At 68.7% G+C, this 19,087-nt stretch carries 19 protein-coding genes; 16 read left to right on the top strand and 3 right to left on the bottom strand.

Annotated features, from left to right (window positions below; all coding sequences use genetic code 11):
- The first annotated feature begins 346 nt into the window (after positions 1-346).
- Both OG205_RS11485 and OG205_RS11490 read left to right on the top strand, forming a co-directional pair.
- Entirely contained in the window at positions 347-2,353 is a 2,007-nt protein-coding gene (locus tag OG205_RS11485; RefSeq protein ID WP_330276190.1) for an ATP-dependent Clp protease ATP-binding subunit, read from the top strand.
- 121 nt (positions 2,354-2,474) lie between these two features.
- Positions 2,475-3,737 carry an extracellular catalytic domain type 1 short-chain-length polyhydroxyalkanoate depolymerase gene (locus OG205_RS11490; protein ID WP_330276191.1) on the top strand — a complete coding sequence of 421 codons (1,263 nt, stop codon included), beginning with the start codon at positions 2,475-2,477 and terminating at the stop codon, positions 3,735-3,737.
- Between the two features lie 273 nt (positions 3,738-4,010).
- Here the strand turns inward: OG205_RS11490 and OG205_RS11495 are convergent, their stop codons facing one another.
- Entirely contained in the window at positions 4,011-4,484 is a 474-nt protein-coding gene (locus tag OG205_RS11495; RefSeq protein ID WP_330276192.1) for a winged helix-turn-helix transcriptional regulator, read from the bottom strand.
- A gap of 86 nt (positions 4,485-4,570) precedes the next feature.
- Between OG205_RS11495 and OG205_RS11500 the strand changes: the two genes are divergently transcribed.
- From OG205_RS11500 to OG205_RS11515, 4 genes are all read left to right on the top strand, one after another.
- Positions 4,571-5,269, top strand: a complete 699-nt coding sequence (locus OG205_RS11500; RefSeq protein ID WP_330276193.1) for a nitroreductase — start codon at positions 4,571-4,573, stop codon at positions 5,267-5,269.
- A gap of 46 nt (positions 5,270-5,315) precedes the next feature.
- The gene (locus OG205_RS11505; protein WP_330276194.1) at positions 5,316-6,134 is read left to right on the top strand and encodes an SDR family oxidoreductase; all 819 of its coding nucleotides are present in this window, start codon (positions 5,316-5,318) and stop codon (positions 6,132-6,134) included.
- 185 nt (positions 6,135-6,319) lie between these two features.
- Entirely contained in the window at positions 6,320-7,048 is a 729-nt protein-coding gene (locus tag OG205_RS11510) for a GH12 family glycosyl hydrolase domain-containing protein (RefSeq protein ID WP_330276195.1), read from the top strand.
- 245 nt (positions 7,049-7,293) lie between these two features.
- Positions 7,294-7,917 carry a DedA family protein gene (locus OG205_RS11515; RefSeq protein WP_330276196.1) on the top strand — a complete coding sequence of 208 codons (624 nt, stop codon included), beginning with the start codon at positions 7,294-7,296 and terminating at the stop codon, positions 7,915-7,917.
- Here OG205_RS11515 and OG205_RS11520 read toward each other — a convergent pair.
- Positions 7,907-8,824: a LysR family transcriptional regulator gene (locus tag OG205_RS11520; protein WP_330276197.1), complete on the bottom strand. Its 918-nt coding sequence runs from the start codon at positions 8,822-8,824 to the stop codon at positions 7,907-7,909. The two genes, OG205_RS11515 and OG205_RS11520, sit on opposite strands and share 11 nt — an antisense overlap.
- 107 nt (positions 8,825-8,931) lie before the next feature.
- Between OG205_RS11520 and OG205_RS11525 the strand changes: the two genes are divergently transcribed.
- The 10 genes from OG205_RS11525 (at position 8,932) to OG205_RS11570 (ending at position 17,417) form a co-directional block, all read left to right on the top strand.
- Entirely contained in the window at positions 8,932-10,050 is a 1,119-nt protein-coding gene (locus tag OG205_RS11525) for an FAD-dependent monooxygenase (RefSeq protein WP_330276198.1), read from the top strand.
- Entirely contained in the window at positions 10,047-11,804 is a 1,758-nt protein-coding gene (locus OG205_RS11530; protein ID WP_330276199.1) for a CocE/NonD family hydrolase, read from the top strand. Before OG205_RS11525 ends, OG205_RS11530 begins: the two co-directional genes overlap by 4 nt.
- Entirely contained in the window at positions 11,801-12,286 is a 486-nt protein-coding gene (locus tag OG205_RS11535) for a nuclear transport factor 2 family protein (protein WP_330276200.1), read from the top strand. The genes OG205_RS11530 and OG205_RS11535 overlap by 4 nt, the downstream gene beginning before the upstream one ends.
- A 20-nt stretch (positions 12,287-12,306) precedes the next feature.
- Positions 12,307-12,621 carry an NIPSNAP family protein gene (locus tag OG205_RS11540; protein WP_330276201.1) on the top strand — a complete coding sequence of 105 codons (315 nt, stop codon included), beginning with the start codon at positions 12,307-12,309 and terminating at the stop codon, positions 12,619-12,621.
- Positions 12,622-12,720: 99 nt separating this feature from the next.
- Positions 12,721-13,557 carry an alpha/beta fold hydrolase gene (locus tag OG205_RS11545; protein WP_330276202.1) on the top strand — a complete coding sequence of 279 codons (837 nt, stop codon included), beginning with the start codon at positions 12,721-12,723 and terminating at the stop codon, positions 13,555-13,557.
- A 364-nt stretch (positions 13,558-13,921) separates the two neighbouring features.
- Entirely contained in the window at positions 13,922-14,218 is a 297-nt protein-coding gene (locus OG205_RS11550; RefSeq protein ID WP_330276203.1) for a hypothetical protein, read from the top strand.
- A 49-nt stretch (positions 14,219-14,267) separates the two neighbouring features.
- Complete coding sequence (locus OG205_RS11555) at positions 14,268-15,401, top strand: glycosyltransferase (protein ID WP_330276204.1); 1,134 nt, start codon at positions 14,268-14,270, stop codon at positions 15,399-15,401.
- Positions 15,398-16,414 carry a hypothetical protein gene (locus OG205_RS11560; protein WP_330276205.1) on the top strand — a complete coding sequence of 339 codons (1,017 nt, stop codon included), beginning with the start codon at positions 15,398-15,400 and terminating at the stop codon, positions 16,412-16,414. The genes OG205_RS11555 and OG205_RS11560 overlap by 4 nt, the downstream gene beginning before the upstream one ends.
- A 4-nt stretch (positions 16,415-16,418) precedes the next feature.
- Positions 16,419-16,814, top strand: a complete 396-nt coding sequence (locus tag OG205_RS11565; RefSeq protein ID WP_330276206.1) for an HPF/RaiA family ribosome-associated protein — start codon at positions 16,419-16,421, stop codon at positions 16,812-16,814.
- A 303-nt stretch (positions 16,815-17,117) separates the two neighbouring features.
- Positions 17,118-17,417, top strand: coding sequence for an STAS domain-containing protein (locus tag OG205_RS11570; RefSeq protein ID WP_330276207.1), 300 nt, complete (start codon positions 17,118-17,120; stop codon positions 17,415-17,417).
- Here the strand turns inward: OG205_RS11570 and OG205_RS11575 are convergent.
- Positions 17,408-18,988 (bottom strand): translation factor GTPase family protein, encoded by a 1,581-nt coding sequence (locus tag OG205_RS11575; RefSeq protein WP_330276208.1) that lies wholly within the window; start codon positions 18,986-18,988, stop codon positions 17,408-17,410. The two genes, OG205_RS11570 and OG205_RS11575, sit on opposite strands and share 10 nt — an antisense overlap.
- Between the last annotated feature and the right edge of the window lie 99 nt (positions 18,989-19,087).

A 19,087-nucleotide genomic window follows, 5' to 3' on the forward strand; every position in this document is an offset into this window, starting at 1 on the left:
GTGCAGGGTTGAGACAACTCAGATGTCCGGCCGATCGGCAACGCGGCCTGAATGAAGCACAATCAGTCCTAACAGCGCTCGTGCCTCGCAGTCAAGCGACCCGATAATCGAATGAATCGAATGGCAGGACTTCGCGAAATTGTCGAACGATTGTCGATCGGGGTCACGTTCTTCATGCCATCTCACCACTCCCCCAATCGCCTTATGGCCACGGCGACCGGCGACCGGGCGGCGGTAGGTCGTCGCGTCGACCACGCCGTGCCGTCGCAGGCCTGACCTGTGTTCTCGGGCCACGAGGCGGAAGATTGGAGACGCAAGCCCTCCGATCGAGCGAAGATGGCGGCCGATGGCAGACGACTGGGTGTTCGGCTTCGGGTCCTACTCCTGGGAGGACCTGGTCGGAAAGCTGTTCGGCGGATCGGAGGAACCGTCCGCGACGCGGCGCACCGACCGCTTCGGGCGTGACCTCACCGCCGCGGCGCGGGACGGCCTGCTCGACCCGGTGATCGGCCGGGAGGACGTGATCGACGAGGTGCTCGAGGTGTTGTCGCGGCGCACCAAGAACAATCCCGTTCTGATCGGCGATCCCGGCGTGGGCAAGACCGCCGTCGTCGAGGGCATCGCGGCACGGATCGCGAGCGGCGAGGTGCCCGCCACGCTGAGCGGCAGACGCCTGATCTCGCTGGACCTGGCGGGCATGGTCGCCGGGGCGAAGTACCGGGGCGAGTTCGAGGAACGGCTCGAAGGGGTCATCGCCGAGGTGACGGCGACGGACAGGATGGTCGTCCTGTTCATCGACGAGCTGCACGTCCTGGTGGGCGCCGGGAGCGCGGAGGGCGCGCCGATGGACGCCGCGACCATGCTCAAACCCGTGCTCACGACCGGACGGGTGCAGGTCATCGGGGCCACCACGGCCGAGGACTACCGGCGGTACATCGCGAAGGACGCCGCGCTGGAGCGGCGGTTCCAGCCGATCCAGGTCGCCGAACCGTCGGTCGACGAGGCGATCGCCATCCTGCGCGGGCTGCGCGGCCGTTACGAGATGCACCACGGCGTGCGGATCTCGGACGAGGCGATCGTGTCCGCCGTGGAGCTGTCGGCCCGGTACGTCGCCGACCGGTTCCTGCCGGACAAGGCCGTGGACCTGGTCGACCGCGCGGGTGCGCGGGTCCGGTTGCGCGAGAAGTCCCCGATGCCACCGGATCCGGTGCTGCTCGAACAACGGGTGCGGCGGCTGGAGCGCGAGAAGGACGCCGCACAGGGCGAGGACGCGGTGTTCCTCACCGCCGAGCTCGACCAGGCCATCGCCGAACTGGAGGCCGCCCGCGCCGCACTGGCCGACGCGCCCCAGGTCGTGGCGAACGACGTCGCAGAGATCGTGTCCCGCAGCACGGGCATCCCGGTCGCCCAGCTCACCGAGGCCGAACGGCACCGGTTGCTGCACCTGGAGGACCACCTGCACCAGCGGATCGTCGGGCAGGACGAGGCCGTCGAGGCGGTCGCCGACGCCGTCCGTCAGGGTCGCGCCGGTCTCAAGCACCCGCACCGGCCCGTCGGCTCCTTCCTGTTCCTCGGCCCGACCGGCGTGGGCAAGACCGAGATCGCACGGGCGTTGGCCGAAGCGCTGTTCGGCTCGGAGGACCGGCTGATCCGGTTCGACATGAGCGAGTTCTCGCAGGCGCACGCGGTCACGCGGCTGATCGGCGTGCCGCCGGGGTACGCCGGCCACGAGGAAGCCGGTCAGCTCACCGGCGCGGTCCGGCGAACCCCGTACTCGGTCCTCCTGCTCGACGAGATCGAGAAGGCGCACCCCGACATCTTCAACACCCTGCTGCAGGTGCTCGACGCGGGCAGGCTCACCGACGCCGGCGGACGTACCGCCGACTTCACCAACACCGTGATCATCATGACCAGCAACATCGGCGCCGACCAGCTCCTCGCCGCGGCCACCTCGGGTGTCGCGGCCGAACAGCTGAGGGAACCGCTGATGGCGGCCGTCCGCCGCAGTTTCCGCCCGGAGTTCCTCAACCGCCTCGACGAGATCATCCTGTTCCGCGGGCTCGACGCCGCCCAGCTGCGGCAGATCGCCTCGTTGCTGCTCGAACCCACCCGCCAGCGGCTGCGCGAACAGAACATCACGCTGGACGTGGACGCACAGGCCGTCGACTGGCTCGCCGCCCGCGGTTACGTACCCGAGTACGGCGCACGGCCGTTGCGCCGCACCATCGTCAAGGAGCTCGACCGGCGCCTCTCCCGCGCACTGCTCGCGGACGAACTGCGCGGTGGACAGCACGTCGTCGTGACGGTCACCGACTCAAATCTGACCTTGACCATCAGCGACACCTCGCACTGAACTGGGAGAACTCGTTCGTCGAACGCCTCACCAAATTCGTACGTCGAAAGTTTGACGACCGTCACGAAAGTGAATAGCTTCGCGGTCCGGGGGACTCGAAAGCCCTGACCGGAGGTCATTCGTGATCACGCGCAGAACGACGCTCATAGCCATCGTCATCGCCGTGCTCGCTCTCGCCGGCGTCGTGCCGGCGACACCGGCGTCCGCCGCTTCACTGGTGGAGGTGACCGGTTTCGGCGACAACCCAGGCCGGATGCGCATGCACGTCTACGTGCCGGACACCCGGCCGGCCAAGCCCGCGATCGTGGTCGCCATGCACGGCTGCGGCGGCTCCGGTCCCGGCTTCTACTCGGGAAGCGAGTTCGCCTCGCTCGCCGACAGGCACGGTTTCATCGTCATCTACCCGAGCGCGCAGCAGGAAGCCGGGTTCGGCAAGTGCTTCGACACGTGGTCGGACGCGGCCAAGCGCCGCGGTGGCGGCAGCGACCCGGTGTCGATCGTCTCGATGGTGACGCACGTCCAGCAGCGCTACGGCGGCGACCCGGACCGGGTCTTCGCCACCGGGTCGTCCTCCGGCGGCATGATGACCAACGAGATGCTCGCCCTCTACCCGGACGTGTTCAAGGCGGGCGCGGCGTTCATGGGCGTGCCGTTCCACTGCTTCGCCAACGCCGCCGACTACCCGCCGGGCAGCAGCCGGTGCACCGGGGGCGGCGGCCTGAACCGCACTCCCCAGGAGTGGGGCAACCTCGTCCGGCAGGCCTACCCCGGCTACACCGGCCCGCGGCCGAAGATGCAGCTGTGGCACGGCACCGCGGACACACTCGTGCCGTACTCGCTGCTGCAGGAGGAGGTCGAGCAGTGGACCGACGTGTTCGGCCTGAGCCAGACGCCGACGTCGACCGACACCCCGCGCGCCGGCTGGAACCGCAGCCGCTACTCGGACAAGGTCGAGGCCTACAGCATCCAGGGCGCCGGGCACAGCCTGCCGTCGTCGGGCATGGCCGCCGTCGCACTCGAGTTCTTCGGCGTCATCGGTGGCGGTGACCCGAACCCGCCGACGCCGGGCACGTGCGCCGTCAAGGCCACCGTCAACGCCTGGAACAACGGTCTGACCGCGAGCCTCGCCATCACCAACACCGGCACCGCGGCGGTCAACGGCTGGTCCCTCGGCTTCACCCTGGCCGGCGGGCAGACCATCACCTCCGGCTGGAACGCCACCTACGCGCCGACGACCGGCCAGGTCACCGCCCGCAACGCCGGCCACAACGCCACGATCCCGCCCGGCAGGTCGGTCGACATCGGCTTTCAGGCCGTCCACACCGGAAACGCGGTGGCGCCGTCCTCGTTCACCCTCAACGGCACAGCCTGCTCCACCGGCTGACCGACCCAAAAGGACGACCGAGACACCGCATTCGCTCCACAAGAGACACTCACGTCATGGCGTCGCGTGATCTCGGCGCAGAAGTGCGCCGGTTGCACGAGACCACCGAGCCCGCGTCCGTCGGTCTACCGCCCGGCGGGCGGCGGGCTCGTGGCGCTGGTCGACTCCGGCGAGCTGCGAGGTCGTCGTCCTCTTCTCCGGCGCCCGCTCGAACGGAGAAGGCCACGGCCGGGGCACCGGTGGAGTTCCACGCGCACCCCGGCTGACCGGGAACTAGCCCGGTGCACCCGCGTCGACATGGGCCAGAAGTCCGGGACCGGCCTCGGGCACGACGTCGTGCGCCGTCATTCGTTCTCCGCAGCAGTCGCACGCCAGAGAGACCCGTGCCTCGCCGGGGCAGTCGCGATGCCGGTAGTGCACCGGCGGCCCGTCAGGCGCCATGTGGGCGTCGCCCCAGTCCTTGATCGCCATCAGGATCGGGTAGAGGTCGTGCCCCTTGCGGCTGAGCCGGTACTCGGCGTGGTCCCCGTCGGCAGCCTGCTGCCGCACCAGGATCCCGTGCTCCACCAGCCGCCCGAGCCGGTCCTGCAGGCGGCTGCGCGGAATGCCCAGGTTGCCCTGGAACGCGTTGAACCGCCGCACACCCGCGAACGCCTCCTTGAGGATCAGCAACGTCCACCTGTCCCCCAGCACCACCAGCGGGCGGGTGATCGAGCAGGGCAGGTCGGCGAGCTGTTCGTACCGCATGCCGCGACCCTACCGAAGGTGGTCTCTTTTCGAGACTGCTCCGTGCTAGCGTCGGTCTCGAAAAGAGACCACCTTCGGAGGTTCCCGTGAGCGCGGCCGCCGTCACGCCCCCAGACCTGCACGAGGCGCTGCGCCGGTTGCTCGCCGAGAGGTGGACCTGCCGCCAGTTCCTGCCAGAGCCCGTCCCGAGGGACACCATCGAGCAGGCGCTCGTCCTCGCCCAACGCACCCCGTCCTGGTGCAACACCCAGCCGTGGCACGTGGTCGTCACCGAAGGCGCCGCGACGGACCGGATGCGCACGCGGCTGCTCGAGCACCTGCAGACCAATCCGGGCCAGCCGGACTTCCCCTTCCCCACCCAGTACACGGGCGTCCACCAGGAACGCCGACGGGAGTGCGGCAAGCAGCTCTACACCAGCCTCGGCATCGAACGTGGCGATCACCAGGGCACGGGCCGGCAGATGCTGCGCAACTTCGAGCTGTTCGACGCACCGCACGTCGCGATCATCACCACCGAGGCCGACCTCGGCGTCTACGGCGCGATCGACTGCGGCCTCTACCTCAACTCGTTCCTGCTCGCCGCGCAGAGCCTCGGCCTCGCCGCGGCGCCACAGGCAGCGCTCGCGGGGTACTCCGGCTTCCTGCGCGACCACTTCGGGCTGCCGGACTCCAGGCGCGTCGTCGTCGGAGTCTCGTTCGGCTATCCCGACACGGCGCATCCTGCCAACGGCTTCCGCACCACGCGGGCGAACACCGACTCCGCCGTGACGTGGCACTCCACGTGACGTCACCGGGGTCGATCGACGGCGCGAAGGACGCGATACTGCTGCCATGACGGCGAAAGCAGGCGCGGTCGTGACCGGAGCCGGGCGCGGCGTGGGCAAGCTGGTCGCGCGGATGCTGGTCGAACGCGGCTACACGGTGCTGGTCACCGACGTCGACGAAGCCACCGCGACCGCGACGGCCACAGAGATCGGCGCGACCGCGCGGGTGCTCGACGTGCGGGACGACGCGGCGGTGCAAGCGGCGCGCGACGACATCGTCGCCCGTGCGGGCCGGCTCGACGTCTGGGTCAACAACGCGGGGGTGCTGATGACCGGGCCCGCGTGGGAGCAGGACGCCGCCACCCGCGGGCTGATGATCGAGGTCAACGCCCTCGGCACCATCAACGGAACGGTCGCCGCGATCCAGGCCATGCGCGGCCACGGCGGCGGGCACGTCGTGAACATCGTGTCCCTGGCGGGCATCACGCCCGTCGTCGGCGAAGCGGTGTACGCCGCCTCCAAGCACGCGGCCATCGGCTTCAGCCTCAGCACCCTCGCCGATCTCCGGCAGGCGGGCGTCCAGGACATCGACATCTCGTGCGTCTGCCCGGACGGCATCTGGACACCGATGCTCCACGACAAGCTCGACGATCCGGCGGCCGCGCTGTCGTTCTCCGGCACGCTGCTGCAACCCGCCGACGTCGCCGCCGCCGTCGCCGCAGTGCTCGACAAACCGAAGCCGGTCTCCGCCATCCCCCGGTGGCGCGGGGCACTGGCCAGGCTGGCGGACACGTTCCCGTGCTTCGGGCTGCGCGCGATTCCGTTCATGGTGGCGCAAGGCCGCCGGACCCAGCGCAAGCTCGTGGCACGCGACCGGCAGGACTGATCTCCCCCAGGCCTTAGTGCGCACTGCACAAATGCATCTTCCGACTTGTCTGAGCATTACCGTCGATTCGACGCGCTATTCGACGGCGCCTATTCGATGATCTGCCCGCTCATTGACATCTCGGTACTCTGGGAGCGCTCCCATAACCTGTCATTGGAGTCGCCATGCGAAGGACCATCCGTGCAGTGGCTGCCGCCGGCTTGCTGGTGGCGAGCACTTTTGTCGCGACAGCAGCCCCCGCTCACGCCGATGTGAGGATCTGCGACCAGTACGGATCGACCACCATCCAGGGCCGTTACGTGGTGCAGAACAACCGGTGGGGCACCTCGGCCCAGCAATGCATCAACGTCACGTCATCCGGCTTTCAGATCACCAGCCAGCAGGGCTCGTCCCCGACCAACGGAGCGCCGGTGTCGTACCCGTCGGCGTTCCTCGGTTGCCACTACACCAACTGCTCCCCCGGCTCCACCCTGCCGATGCAGGTCAGCCGGATCCGCAGCGCCACGTCGTCCATCAACTACCGGTACACCGGCGGCACCTACAACGCCTCCTACGACATCTGGCTCGATCCCACGCCGAAGACCAACGGCGTGAACCAGATGGAGATCATGATCTGGTTCAACCGCCAGGGCTCGATCCAGCCCATCGGCAGCGCGGTCGGCACGACGAACGTCGGCGGTCGCAGCTGGCAGGTGTGGCGCGGCAACAACGGCGGCAACAACGTCATCTCCTACGTCGCGCCGTCACCGATCAACTCGTGGTCGTTCAGCGTGCTCGACTTCATCAACGACGTGCGCAACCGCGGTGCGATCACGAACTCGTGGTACCTGACCAGCATCCAGGCCGGGTTCGAACCGTGGAACGGCGGCACCGGTCTGGCGGTCGACAACTTCTCGGCCTCCGTCAGCGGCTGAGAGTTCCAGGGCACGCAGCACACGACGGCCTGGTCCAGGCCGTCGTGTGCTGCGTCCGGCCCGATTGCGCCAGGACGAACACATTGTTGCCGAGAACGCACTTGTCGCCACATTGATCCCTGCCTAGTTTCACAAGGGAGCCCAGGGCGATCGCCATTACCGGGCGGCGACAGAAAAGCACGAATTCGTGTTCGAACATCAATGGCGCGCGTACATCCCTGCCGCCGTGCGGGAAAGGATCCTTCGTGATCGACTGGATGCGGCTCGCCGAGTCGCTCATCTCCTCGCCGTGGCTCTACGCCGTGCTGATCGCGGTGTCCTTCCTGGACTCGTTCCTGCCCCTGATCCCGAGTGAGCCGGTCGTGATCGTCGCAGGTGTCTACGCCGCGACCGGGCAGACCGACATCGTGCTCGTCATCGCCGCCACGACACTCGGCGCCTTCCTCGGCGACATGGTTCCGTACACGGCAGGACGGCTGTTCGGCACGCGCTTGCTCAAGCGTCTCCCGCCCGGCACCAAACGCCGCGCGGCGCACGACTGGTTCGCCCGCGAGCTCGACGCCCGCGGCGGCTTCATCCTGGTGACCACGCGCTTCATCCCGGTCGGGCGTTACCTGGCCACGTTGTCCACCGGGCTCGTCGGCTTCCCACTCGGCAGGTACGTGCTGTTCGTCGCGTTCGCCACCGCGTCCTGGAGCGCCTACACCGCGCTCACCGGCTACCTCGGCGGCGTCCTGTTCCAGGAGAACACGCTCCTGGCGATCGCCGTCGGCGTCGGTCTCGCGTTGGTGGTGACCGGGTTCATCGAGGTCGTGCGCCGTCTGCACCACCGCAGAAGCCCCGCCGTGCAGGACGCCGTCACCGACTGACCCCCTCGGCGGCGATGGCCATGATGTGACGGGCGCGTTCGCGCAGCAGTTGGTGCGTGCGGTCGTGGTGGTTGCGTGGATGCCACGCCATGGCGACGGTCACCGACGGCAGCGCGAGAGGGATCGGGAACGCGCGGAGCCCCAACGTGTCCAGCATCCGCTGGGCCAGCCTGGCCGGGGCGATGCAGACGACATCGGTCTCCGAGGCGAGGAACAGCGCGCTCGCGAACGTGGGCACCACGGCCACGACGCGCCGGCTCAGTCCCAGCTCCGCCAGTTGTTCGTCGATCGGGCCGTGGGCCCGGCCGCGCCGCGACACGACGATGTGATCGGCGGCGGCGAACCGTTGTGGCGTCACGGTCTTCGCCTTCGCGAGTGGGTGGCCGGGACGCACCGCGGCGATCAGCGTCTCGGTGACGAGTGCTTCCGAGTGGATCTCCGAGTCACCCGGGCGGATGCTGCCGATCTCCAGGTCCACCAAGCCTTCTCGCAGCGCCGGGGTGTCCTCGAGGTTCTCCGGTCGCAGGCGCAACGAGATGCCGGGCGCCTGCTCGCGCAGGTCGTCGATGAGCGAGGGGATGAAGGTCGTGGAGAGCATGTCGGTGACCTGCAGGTCGAACATGCGCACCGCGGTTCGCGGATCGGCGGTGGTGGACGGCGCGAACAGCGCCCGGGCTCTGGTGGCGATCGCGTGCACCTCGCCGCGCAGTTCCAGCGCCCGCGGGGTGGGCACGAGATCGCGCCCGGCCCGCACCAGCAGTGGGTCGTCGAAGGTCCGGCGCAACCGGGCCAGGGCACGGCTCATCGCGGGCGCCGAGGTGTGCAGCCGGGCGGCTGCCTTGGTCACGCTGTTCTCGGCGAGCAGCGCGTCCAACGCCTCGATCAGATTCAGATCGATGTAGTCCACCCGCCGATTATCACATCCGCAATCCTTCCTTGCCAGAGTTGCACTGGAGTTAATCCGCCATTCCTCCTACTGTCGAGATCAGGAAGAAACCGTTGGAGGACAAGGACATGACTGTGACGCGGGCTGTGGTGATCGGCGCCGGAATCGTCGGGCTTACAACGGGAATCGCCCTTCGCCGGGCGGGGATCGACGTGCTGATCTGCGAGCAGGCGCCGGAGATCCGCGCGGCCGGTGCCGGGCTGGGACTCTGGGCGAACGCGCTGGCGGTGTTCGACGAGCTCGGCATCGGCGAGCAGGTGCGCGCCATCGGCAAACCCAGCGAGATGTACTTCCACGACCCCGCCGGGCGCCTGCTCGAGACGCCGGAATTCGGCGTCGAGGACCACCGGTACCTGTTGGTGCACCGCGCGAAGCTGACCGATCTGCTCGCCGATGCCGTGGGACGCGAGAACATCCGCCTCGACACGGGGTTCCACGGGTACGAGGAACACGCTGATGGCATCACCGTCCGGTTGACCGACGGCAGCAGCGCGGAAGCGGACGTGCTCGTCGGAGCGGACGGGGCGTACTCGGCGGTGCGCACGCAGCTGGTGCCGGGCAGTCCGGCGCAGGAACACCGCGGCCATCAGGTCTGGCGCGCGGTCGTCCCGGCCGACGGCACCGGCGTCCAGGGGAACCGGCTGATTCTGGGCACCAACGGGTGCCGCGGCGGGTACGTGCGCACCTACGACGGCAGCGTCTACTGGCTCGTGAACCAGTTCAAGTCACCACCGCTGACCGGTACCCGCAAGCAGCAGGCGCTGGAACGCGCCCTCCACCTGGAGGACGGCCAGGACGGAGTTCTGGCCCGGCTGATCGGCGCGACACCGGAAGAGCTGATCCTGCACAACCAGATCATGCTCGTACCGCCACTGCCGCACTGGGTTTCCGCACGGGTCGCGCTGGCCGGGGACGCGGCACACGCGATCTCGCCGCACATCACCGCCGGAGCGACGCTGGGCATCGAGGACGCCGCCCTGCTCGGGGACCTGCTCGCCGCCGGCGACGTGCCCACCGCACTGGCGGCCTACCAGGCCGACCGGATTCCGCGGTACGCCCGCGTCGCAGAGCTGTCCGCAGCGGTTGAACACGCTCCCACACCACAGGAGTTCGCGCGGCACTACGCCGCGTTCAGCCACTGGATGATCACGCCCCAGAACTCTGCGCAGGTCCAGGTGCGGGCATGAGGTTCTCCGTCGACGTGGACGTGACCGTGCCGATGCGCGACGGCATCGCCCTCGCCACGAACGTGTGGCACCCCGAAGGTCCAGGTCCCTTCCCCGTTCTGCTGATTCGCACTCCCTACGGCAAGGACGACGCCGGAACGTACGGCAACCCGAAGCTGCCGGACGTGTTCGCGTTCGTGGAAGCCGGATACGCGGTGGTGGCGCAGGACGTTCGCGGGACTTCCCGATCACCCGGGAACTTCGTGCCGGGCGTTCACGAAAGTCGTGACGGTGCCGACACCCTCACGTGGCTGGCCGAACAACCGTGGTGTGACGGCACAGTCGGCATGTGGGGCGGGTCCTACATGGGCTTCACGCAATGGCTCGCGGCCGCGCACGCCTCACCGGCGTTGCGCGCGATCGCACCCGTGATGAGCTCAGCCGACCTGTACCGCGCACCGTGGTACTCCCCCGGCGGCGCGTTGTCCCAGGACACCCTGCTCACGTGGAGCACGCTTTCGGCGCTGCGCAACCTGCGCCGGGATCTCACGGACGGCCGCGGTGACCCTGCCGACGCGCAGAAGCTGTTGTCCATTGTGGACAGCCCTCGGCCGTTGCGCGATCCGCTTTCCGGGCGAGACGCCGTGACGCGCAACCTGCCGTGGTTCGGCGAGGTGCTCGGCCATCCTGAACACGACGCGTTCTGGCAGGAGGTCGCCCCGATTGACCGCTGCGGCAGCATCAACGTCCCGGCACTCCAGATCGGCGGCTGGTACGACGTGTTCATCGGCGAAACCATCCGGTCGTACACGATGATGCGCAACCACGGCGGCACCGCCGCCGCCCGCGACGGCCAACGGCTCATCGTCGGCCCCTGGGCACACCCCGACGGCGCCGACCTCGGCACGTTCCCGGACCGGTCGTTCGGCCTCGCGGGCAGCATCAAGGCCGCCGGCGTCACCGACGAGCACCTGAGGTTCTTCGACCGCTGGGTCCGCGGCCGGACGGACACTCCCGATCACACGCACCGCGTCCGGATCTTCGTCATGGGCATCGACCGGTGGCGCGACGAGGAGGACTGGCCGCTGCCCGGCACCGGCTACACCGACTTCTTCCTCTCCGGTGGCGGTCGCGCCAACACCGCCACGAGCGACGGAGTCCTGACACGCGACGGCGTGCAGGAGGAGGCGACGGACACCTTTCTTTACGACCCGCGCCGCCCTGTTCCCACGCTGGGCGGCACCGTGCTGGCGGGCGCGTCCGGCGACTACCCCGGTCCGGCCGACCAGGCAGCGGTCGAAGCACGGGACGACGTGCTGTGCTTCACCACCGACGTCCTCGATCATCCGGTCGAAGTGACCGGGCACGTCACCCTGGTGCTCCACGTCTCCAGCTCGGCGCCGGACACCGACTTCACCGGCAAACTCGTCGACGTGCACCCCGACGGCAGGGCGATCCTGCTGTGCGAAGGCATCCAGCGCGCCCGTTACCGCGACTCCCTGACCGACCCGGCGCTCATGGAACCGGGCACGGTGTACGAGCTGACCATCGACACAGGCGTCACCTCGAACGTCTTCCTCGCGGGACACCGCATCCGGCTCGAGGTCTCCAGCAGCAACTTCCCCCGCTACGACCGCAACACCAACACCGGGGGCACGATCGCCACCGACACCGAGGACGACCTGACCGTCGCCGTCAACAGAGTCCACCACGGACCGGCACATCCCAGCCGCCTGGTGCTGCCGCTGATCGAACGCGCGGAGGTGCGGGCGTGACCACCCTCAAAGAACTGGCCGACCGCGCGGCCATCGCCGATGTCGTCGCCGGCCTCGCCCACTCCCAGGACGACAAGGACTGGCCCACGCTGCGTCGGCTGCTCGCCGACGAAGTGCTGCTGGACCTGTCCACCCACCACTTCGGCACACCACCGGCCACCACGGCGGCCGCAGACCTGGTCGCCCTGGCGAGCAACACCCTCACCGGCTTCGACAGCACCCACCACGCCACCTCCAACCTGGACGTGCGCCTGTCAGGCGACGACGCCGAATGCCGCGCACACGTGGTCGCCTACCACCACGTCCCCGCGGACCCAGGCGTCGTCGACCACTGCACCATGCGCGGGTACTGGCAGCTGAAGCTGCACAAGCACGGCGGACGCTGGCTGATCACCCACTGGGCCGTGCGGCGCACCTGTCCGTGGGAGGGATCCCCGGACGTCTACGCACTCGCCGCCCAACGCTCCGCATCAACAACCTGACGGCCGACGAGGAGAACTCGATGTTCTACGAGATCCGGACAGAACACGCCCGCGCCGGCCTCGGCCCCGAACTGGCGCAGTACATGGACGAGACCGTCATCCCCCTGCACCGCGAGATGGGCATGACCGTGGTCGGCTCCTTCACCGTGGCCGACGACGAGGACAGCTTCGTCTGGATCCGGCGCTTCGAGGACGCCGCGGACCGCGAACGGGTCCTGGACGCCGTCCACAGCCACCCCCGATGCGCGACAGTCGTCGACGTGGTGTCGGCACTGCTGAGCGGTGCCGAGTCGACGGTGCGGCTGGAACCGACCCCCAGGTCCGGCCTCCGCTGACTCCAGCGATCAGGACTGAGACGTCGCACCCTTGACAGAGTTAGGCTAATGGTCTTAGCTTTCAGCTAATACCATTAGCTTTTTGTCTCGGAGGACGGCATGACCGAGTACCTGAACATCGCCGGAAACACCATCGCCTACGACGTGACCGGGCAGGGCCCGCTCGTCGTGCTGGCTCATGGCATCGGCGACAGCCGCCACTCCTACCGCTTCCTCGCCCCCGCTCTGGCCGCAAGGGGGTACCGGGTCGCGAACGTCGACATCCGCGGTTGCGGTGACTCGAGCCTGGGCTGGAACGGCTACAGCCGCACGGACATCGCCGGTGACCTGGTCGCCGTCGTCCGCCACCTCGGCGGCCCGGCCGTGATCGTCGGCCAGTCGATCAGCGGCGGTGCCGCGACCATCGCCGCCGCCACCGCACCCGACGTGATCACCGGCGTCATCGAGCTCGCGCCGTTCACGCGCGCGCAGTCCGTCGATCTCGCAGGACTGTTGCGCGTCAAGCATTTCCGTGCGGGCTACACCCAGCTCGCGAAGGTCATGTTCGGCGGAAGCCTGGAGAGCTGGAAGCGCTACCTCGACGTGGCGGTGCCGGCCAAGCCCGCCGACTGGGACGCCGAACTCGCCCGCATCGAGGCCAAGCTGCGCGAGCCCGGCCGGATGAAGGTCCTTCAGGCCATGTGCAAGACCAGTCCCGCCGACGCCGGTGCGCAGCTGGCCAACGTCACGTGTCCGGTCCTGGTCGTCATGGGCAGCGCCGACCCCGACTGGGCCGACCCGCGCGCCGAGGGCGAGAAGGTCATCGCCGACCTGCCTCGGGGACGCGGTGAACTGGCGGTCATCGAGGGCGCCGGGCACTACCCGCACGTCCAGACACCCGACGAGGTCCTCGCGCTCGCCTTGCCGTTCCTGGCGGAGACGCTGACGCGCGCCTAGGGGCACCATTTTCCGGACCGTGGCCGCGGCGCGCGTGTTACCGGGCGGTCGTGTACGCGGCCGGACGGAGGACATCGCGGCCCACCGGAGAGCCGAATTGAGTTACGTTCTGCCGAATTTTGTGTTTCACCTCATGTTACGCGCTCACGATATTTTCTGCTTGGCATCTGGCGGATCACCGAATAGGGCTCTCACCTGCGAAGAGTCGTAGCAGAAAAATCAGGAAGCACATTTTCCTGATCAAATCGGAATTGGTGTAGTGTCGATTTTGCCGGGAACACCTCGTACGTGGGCGGTCAAGCCCATGTCGTACTCGGCGAAAAACTGAACCGGCTGTTTTCCGGCCGGGGACGGGAGTCCCGGCGTGATGTCGGCATCCCACCTTCCCATCGCCCCACCGGCCGACCCGGCCTCCCAGCGGCCTCGGCGCGCGTTGCTCGCCGAGCTGGGCGACGCCCTGTGGCTGAGCTACTACCACCTCGCCGACCGATGGCGGCGGACTCAGCTCGACGGGGTCGTCTCACGCCCCGTGCGCACCATCGACCTGACCACGCTGGACGGGCATCGCATCACGCTGTCCGCGCGCCGGGAGCACGTCGAGATGCGCAGGCTGAGCCTGCACGGCCACATCCCGGACCAGGCACGGCGACCCCTCGCCTGATTCGTCCACAGTGGAGCGTCTGCTCCCGACGATCCGAAAGGCCCGCTTGGTGGTCCGCACCTACGGTTTTCTGAGCACGTATCCGCCCACGCAATGTGGACTCGCCACGTTCACCGCCTCTCTCCTGCGCCATCTGACCGCGGTGACACCGGGAAGCACGGGCCGGGTGGTCCGCGTCCTCACGGAGCCGGACCACGAGCCGGTCGCCTCCGCGGAAACCCGGATGGTGCACCAGATGACTCCCGGCGCGGTCGAGGACGCGGCCGAGGTGCTCAACCGCTGCGACGTGGTCGTGATCCAGCACGAGTACGGGATCTACGCCGGCCGCGATGGCGAGGACGTGCTCGGCGTTCTCGCCCGGCTGCGCGTGCCGGTGATCGTCGTGCTGCACACGGTGCTGACCACGCCCACCGCCGGCCAGCGGCAGGTTCTCGAAGAGGTCGTCGGCTACGCCGATGCCGTGGTGACCATGTCCATGGCCGCGCGGCAGCGGCTCGTGGACGGCTACGCCGTCGCACGGCCCGATGAGGTCGTCGTGATCCCGCACGGCGCGCTTCCCGTCGAACCACCCGCGCACACTCCGTCCGCCGACCGGCCGATGATCCTCACCTGGGGTCTGCTGGGACGTGGCAAGGGCATCGAGTGGGGCATCTCCGCGCTCGGCGCGCTGCGCGACCTGAAGCCCCGTTACCTGGTGGCCGGCCAGACCCATCCCAAGGTGCTGGCGCACGAGGGTGAGATCTACCGCAGGAATCTGCGCAACCGCGCGGCCACGTTCGGCGTCACGGACCTGGTCGAGTTCGACCCGGCCTACCGCGAGGTCGAAGCGCTGGCGGAGCTGGTCGGCCAGGCCGACGTCGTCCTGCTGCCCTACGACTCGTCCGAGCAGGTCACGTCCGGCGTGCTGATCGAGGCCCTGGCCGCAGGCAAACCGGTGATCGCGACCGAGTTCCCGCACGCCGTCGAACTGCTGGCGGACGGCGCCGGGCTGCTGGTGCCCCACCGCGATCCGGCCGCCATCGCCGCGGCGTTGCGGCGGGTGCTGACCGAACCGGGACTCGCGGCCGGGATGAGCGACCGTTCGGCGCGTCTCGCCCCGGCACTGAGCTGGGCCGCGGTAGCGAACCGCTATCGCCGTCTGACGGAGCGCGTGCTCGCCGGCCGGGTCGTGGTGACCACGTGACCGGCCCGAGTTTCGCTCACCTGATCCGGCTCAGCGACGACACCGGCCTGTACGAGCACGCCGACGGTCCGCTGCCCCGCCGGGCACACGGCTACTGCCTGGACGACGTCGCCCGCGGCCTGGTCGTGCTGTGCCGTGAGCCGGAGCCGTCCGCCGAGTTGATCGTTCTGGTGGAACGCTATCTGGCCTTCACCGCTCACGCGCAGGCCAACGGCGGCCGCTTCCACAACCGGCTCGGTCCCGACCGCGAATGGCGCGACGAACCGGGCCTGGGCGACTGGTGGGGACGTGCGTTGTGGGGGCTGGGCACCGCGGCCGCCCGCTGCCCGGTGCCCTGGATCCGCCGGGCCGCACTGGCCTGCTTCGACAGAAGCGCACATCACCGGCCGTCATCGGTGCGGGCGATGTCCTTCGCGGCGCTCGGCGCGGCCGAGGTGCTGAGTGTCGATGCCGACCACGCTCTCGCGGCCAAGCTGCTCGGTGACGTCTCTTCGTACGTCGGCGAGCCCGCCGACGCACCGGACTGGCCGTGGCCAGAACACCGGCTCTTCTACGCCAATGCCGTACTTCCCGAGGCGCTGATCGCCGCGGGCCACCTCCTCGACGATCCCCAGATCCGCCATGACGGCCTGCGGCTGCTGGACTGGCTGCTGACCGTCGAGTCCCGCGAGGCCCGCCTTTCGCCGACCCCGGCAGGTGGCTGGCGCGTCGGTGAACCCCGCCCGGCGTTCGACCAGCAACCCATCGAGGTCGCGGCACTCGCTGACGCCTGCGCTCGCGCCCATCAGGCCACCGGCGACCTGAGGTGGCAGGCCGGGGTCCGCCACGCGATCGCGTGGTTCAACGGCGACAACGACCTCCGCGTGCCCATGCGCGACAAGGAGACCGGCGGCGGCTACGACGGACTCACCCCCGACGGCCCCAACCGCAACCAGGGCGCCGAGTCGACGCTGGCGCTGATCTCCACGCTGCAACACGGCCACCTCGTAGAAAACTCCACAAAGGACAAGTGAGTAGATGAGCGAACAGCCAGAAGACACCGCGGTGATCACCAACCGCCTGCACCTCGCCACCGGCTTCCTCTCGAACGAACGCGGCTGGGTCGTGGAACGTCTGGCCGCACTGGGTTCCCGCCTGCGCTCGTTCCACGACGACCAGGTCGACCTCGAGATCAGCGTGAAGGACCGAAGCGGCGTCGAGCAACGAGTCACCCTGGAGTGCTGGATCAACCGCACTCCCCGCCTGCACCTCGTCGCCACCTCGTCCGAGCCGGATCTGCCCGCCGCACTCAACGAGGTCCGCACCGAGCTGATCCGGCAGGTCGACGAGGCCAAGACGCGGACAGAACCGCGCCACAACCGCGCGCTGAGGCTTGTCCCCGCACTGGCTGAGCCCGATCAGCCCCAGCGGTGAACACTGGAGCCATAGCTCAACGCGATGTCGTGACGGCTGAACGGGCACAGATGACAACCCGATCGAGTGGTGGCACCCGACGCGGGCTTGTGCGTGGACTCCGCTGATACCTAACCTGCGGCTTCTCTGCCCCTCGTCCGCCTGGACCCCGCGGTCGCCACGGTTCCCCGAGGAGATTCCCGTGAGCACCGTCCGTCTGCCCAGGCACCCGTGACCGCCCAGAGCGTCTCCCGCCGGTTGGGCCGATCCCCAGGCGTCGTGCGATTCACCGTCACAGAACAGCTCGTCCGACGAGGGTCCGTCGTGGTCGCGGTGCTCGGCGAGGTCGACTCACGCAGTGGTCCAGTACTGCACACCCGTCTCCGGGAGCACATTCGCTTGGCGGGCCCGGATCTCATCGTCGACCTCACCGCGGTGAGCTTCCTCGGCATCGCCGGCCTCGCCACCCTGATGGCCGTGTGGGAGGCGACCGTGACCGCCGAGGTCGAGTTCATCGTGGTGGCACACACCCGCGCGGTCCTCCGGCCGCTCAGGCTCACCGGACTGGACCGCAAGTTCGACGTGATCCCCAGCCTGGCCGCATGTCACGCGCCTCAGGCGTAGTGATCGAACTCGCTTTCCAGCACGCCTTCCCCTCTGGTCAGGGAAGGCAGTCGTCGTTGCAGCTCACCCACCCGCGCCGCCGGGATGTGTCCTTCCAGGACGGTCGCGGTCGTCGTCAGCGGAACGGCGCCGACCTTGCCCAGCGCGGTGAGCGTCGCGGCGAGTGCGTCCGCCGGGATCTCCAGCCGGAAGCGGTGCATCGGTTCGCACGTCGCAGTTCCCGCTCGGCGCAACGCTTCCCGCAGCACGATCGGTGCGAGGCCGCGGAAATCGCCCGCCGCACTCACCGGTGAGTAGTATCCGGAGTGCGTCATCGTGACCGTGCAGTCGTGAATCCGGTCAGCGCGCAACGTGTCGCGCACGGCGTCCTCGGTGGCCCTGAAGAAGGCGAGCGGCAACGAGCCCAGCTCCACCTCCAGCCGGAACTCCTCCGGTCCCGGTTCCACCCGGAACCCGATGGTGGCCGCGTACGGGTTCTCACCGAGGAACCGCACCGCCTCACCCACGCCCTGGAGACGTTGCAGGCGGATCGTTCTCGTTTCGCGGAACGTGACGGCAACGCCGTACTCCAGGGCGAGCGTCGCCTCGATGACCTCCTTCTGCACCTCGCCGTACAACGAGACCACGATGTCGTCGCCGTCGAGCCGCAGGTTGATCAACGGGTCCTGCTCGGCGAGTTGCTTCAACGCGGAGTGCAGAGCCACCCGATCGTCTGATTCCACCACGGTTTCCAGCGTCGGTGGCGCGAAGTGGCGTACCCGGTCGTGGTGAGCGACGCCGATCGTGTCTCCGATGCGGACGTCGAGGCCCCAGAGCTTCGCGATCTGTCCTGCCCGCGCGGTGGCGCGACGTGGCGCCGAACCGCCTTCGAACACCGCGATCGAGGTGACTTTTCCTTCGCGGTCACCGATCTTCACCCGATCACGCACCCGCACGGTCCCGGAGAACAGCCGTACGAACGCGATCTTCTCCCCCGCCCTGCCACGTTCGATCTTGAACACCGTGCCGGACAGCGGACAGTCGACCACATCGGTCACCGGCAACGACGACGTGACACCGGCGACCAGCTCGTCCAGGCCGTCGCCGGTGATCGCGGACCCGAAGTAGATCCGCGCCTCGGTCGCCAGCTTCTCGACCACGTCGCGCGCCACGCGCTCCCCGTCAGCGCCGCGACGGTCCATCTTGTTCACGAACACGACAGTCGGGATCTCCAGGCGCCGCAACGTGCGCATGAGCACGCGGGTCTGCGCCTGCACGCCCTCCACCGCGGACACCACCAGCACGGCGCCGTCGAGCACGTCGAGCACCCGCTCCACCTCGGCGATGAAGTCCGGGTGGCCCGGTGTGTCGATCAGGTTGACCACGACGTCACCGACGACGAACGACGCGACGGCGGACTTGATCGTGATGCCGCGCTGCCGTTCGAGCGCGAGCGAGTCGGTCTGCGTGTTCCCCGCGTCCACGCTGCCGAGTGCGTCGATGACACCGGCGGTGTGCAGCAACCGCTCGGTGAGGCTGGTCTTACCGGCGTCGACGTGAGCCAGGATCCCCAAGTTCAAGGTGCGCGACAAGCGTCATGTCCTCTAGATAGGCAACGAATACCTTCTGGGTGAACACGAACGCCACGCACATGTGCCTCTCCTTGTCCGGCCGACTGGTCATGCGCAGTC

Origin of the sequence: Lentzea sp. NBC_00516, from assembly GCF_036346835.1 — a bacterium.
GTDB lineage: Bacteria > Actinomycetota > Actinomycetes > Mycobacteriales > Pseudonocardiaceae > Lentzea > Lentzea sokolovensis.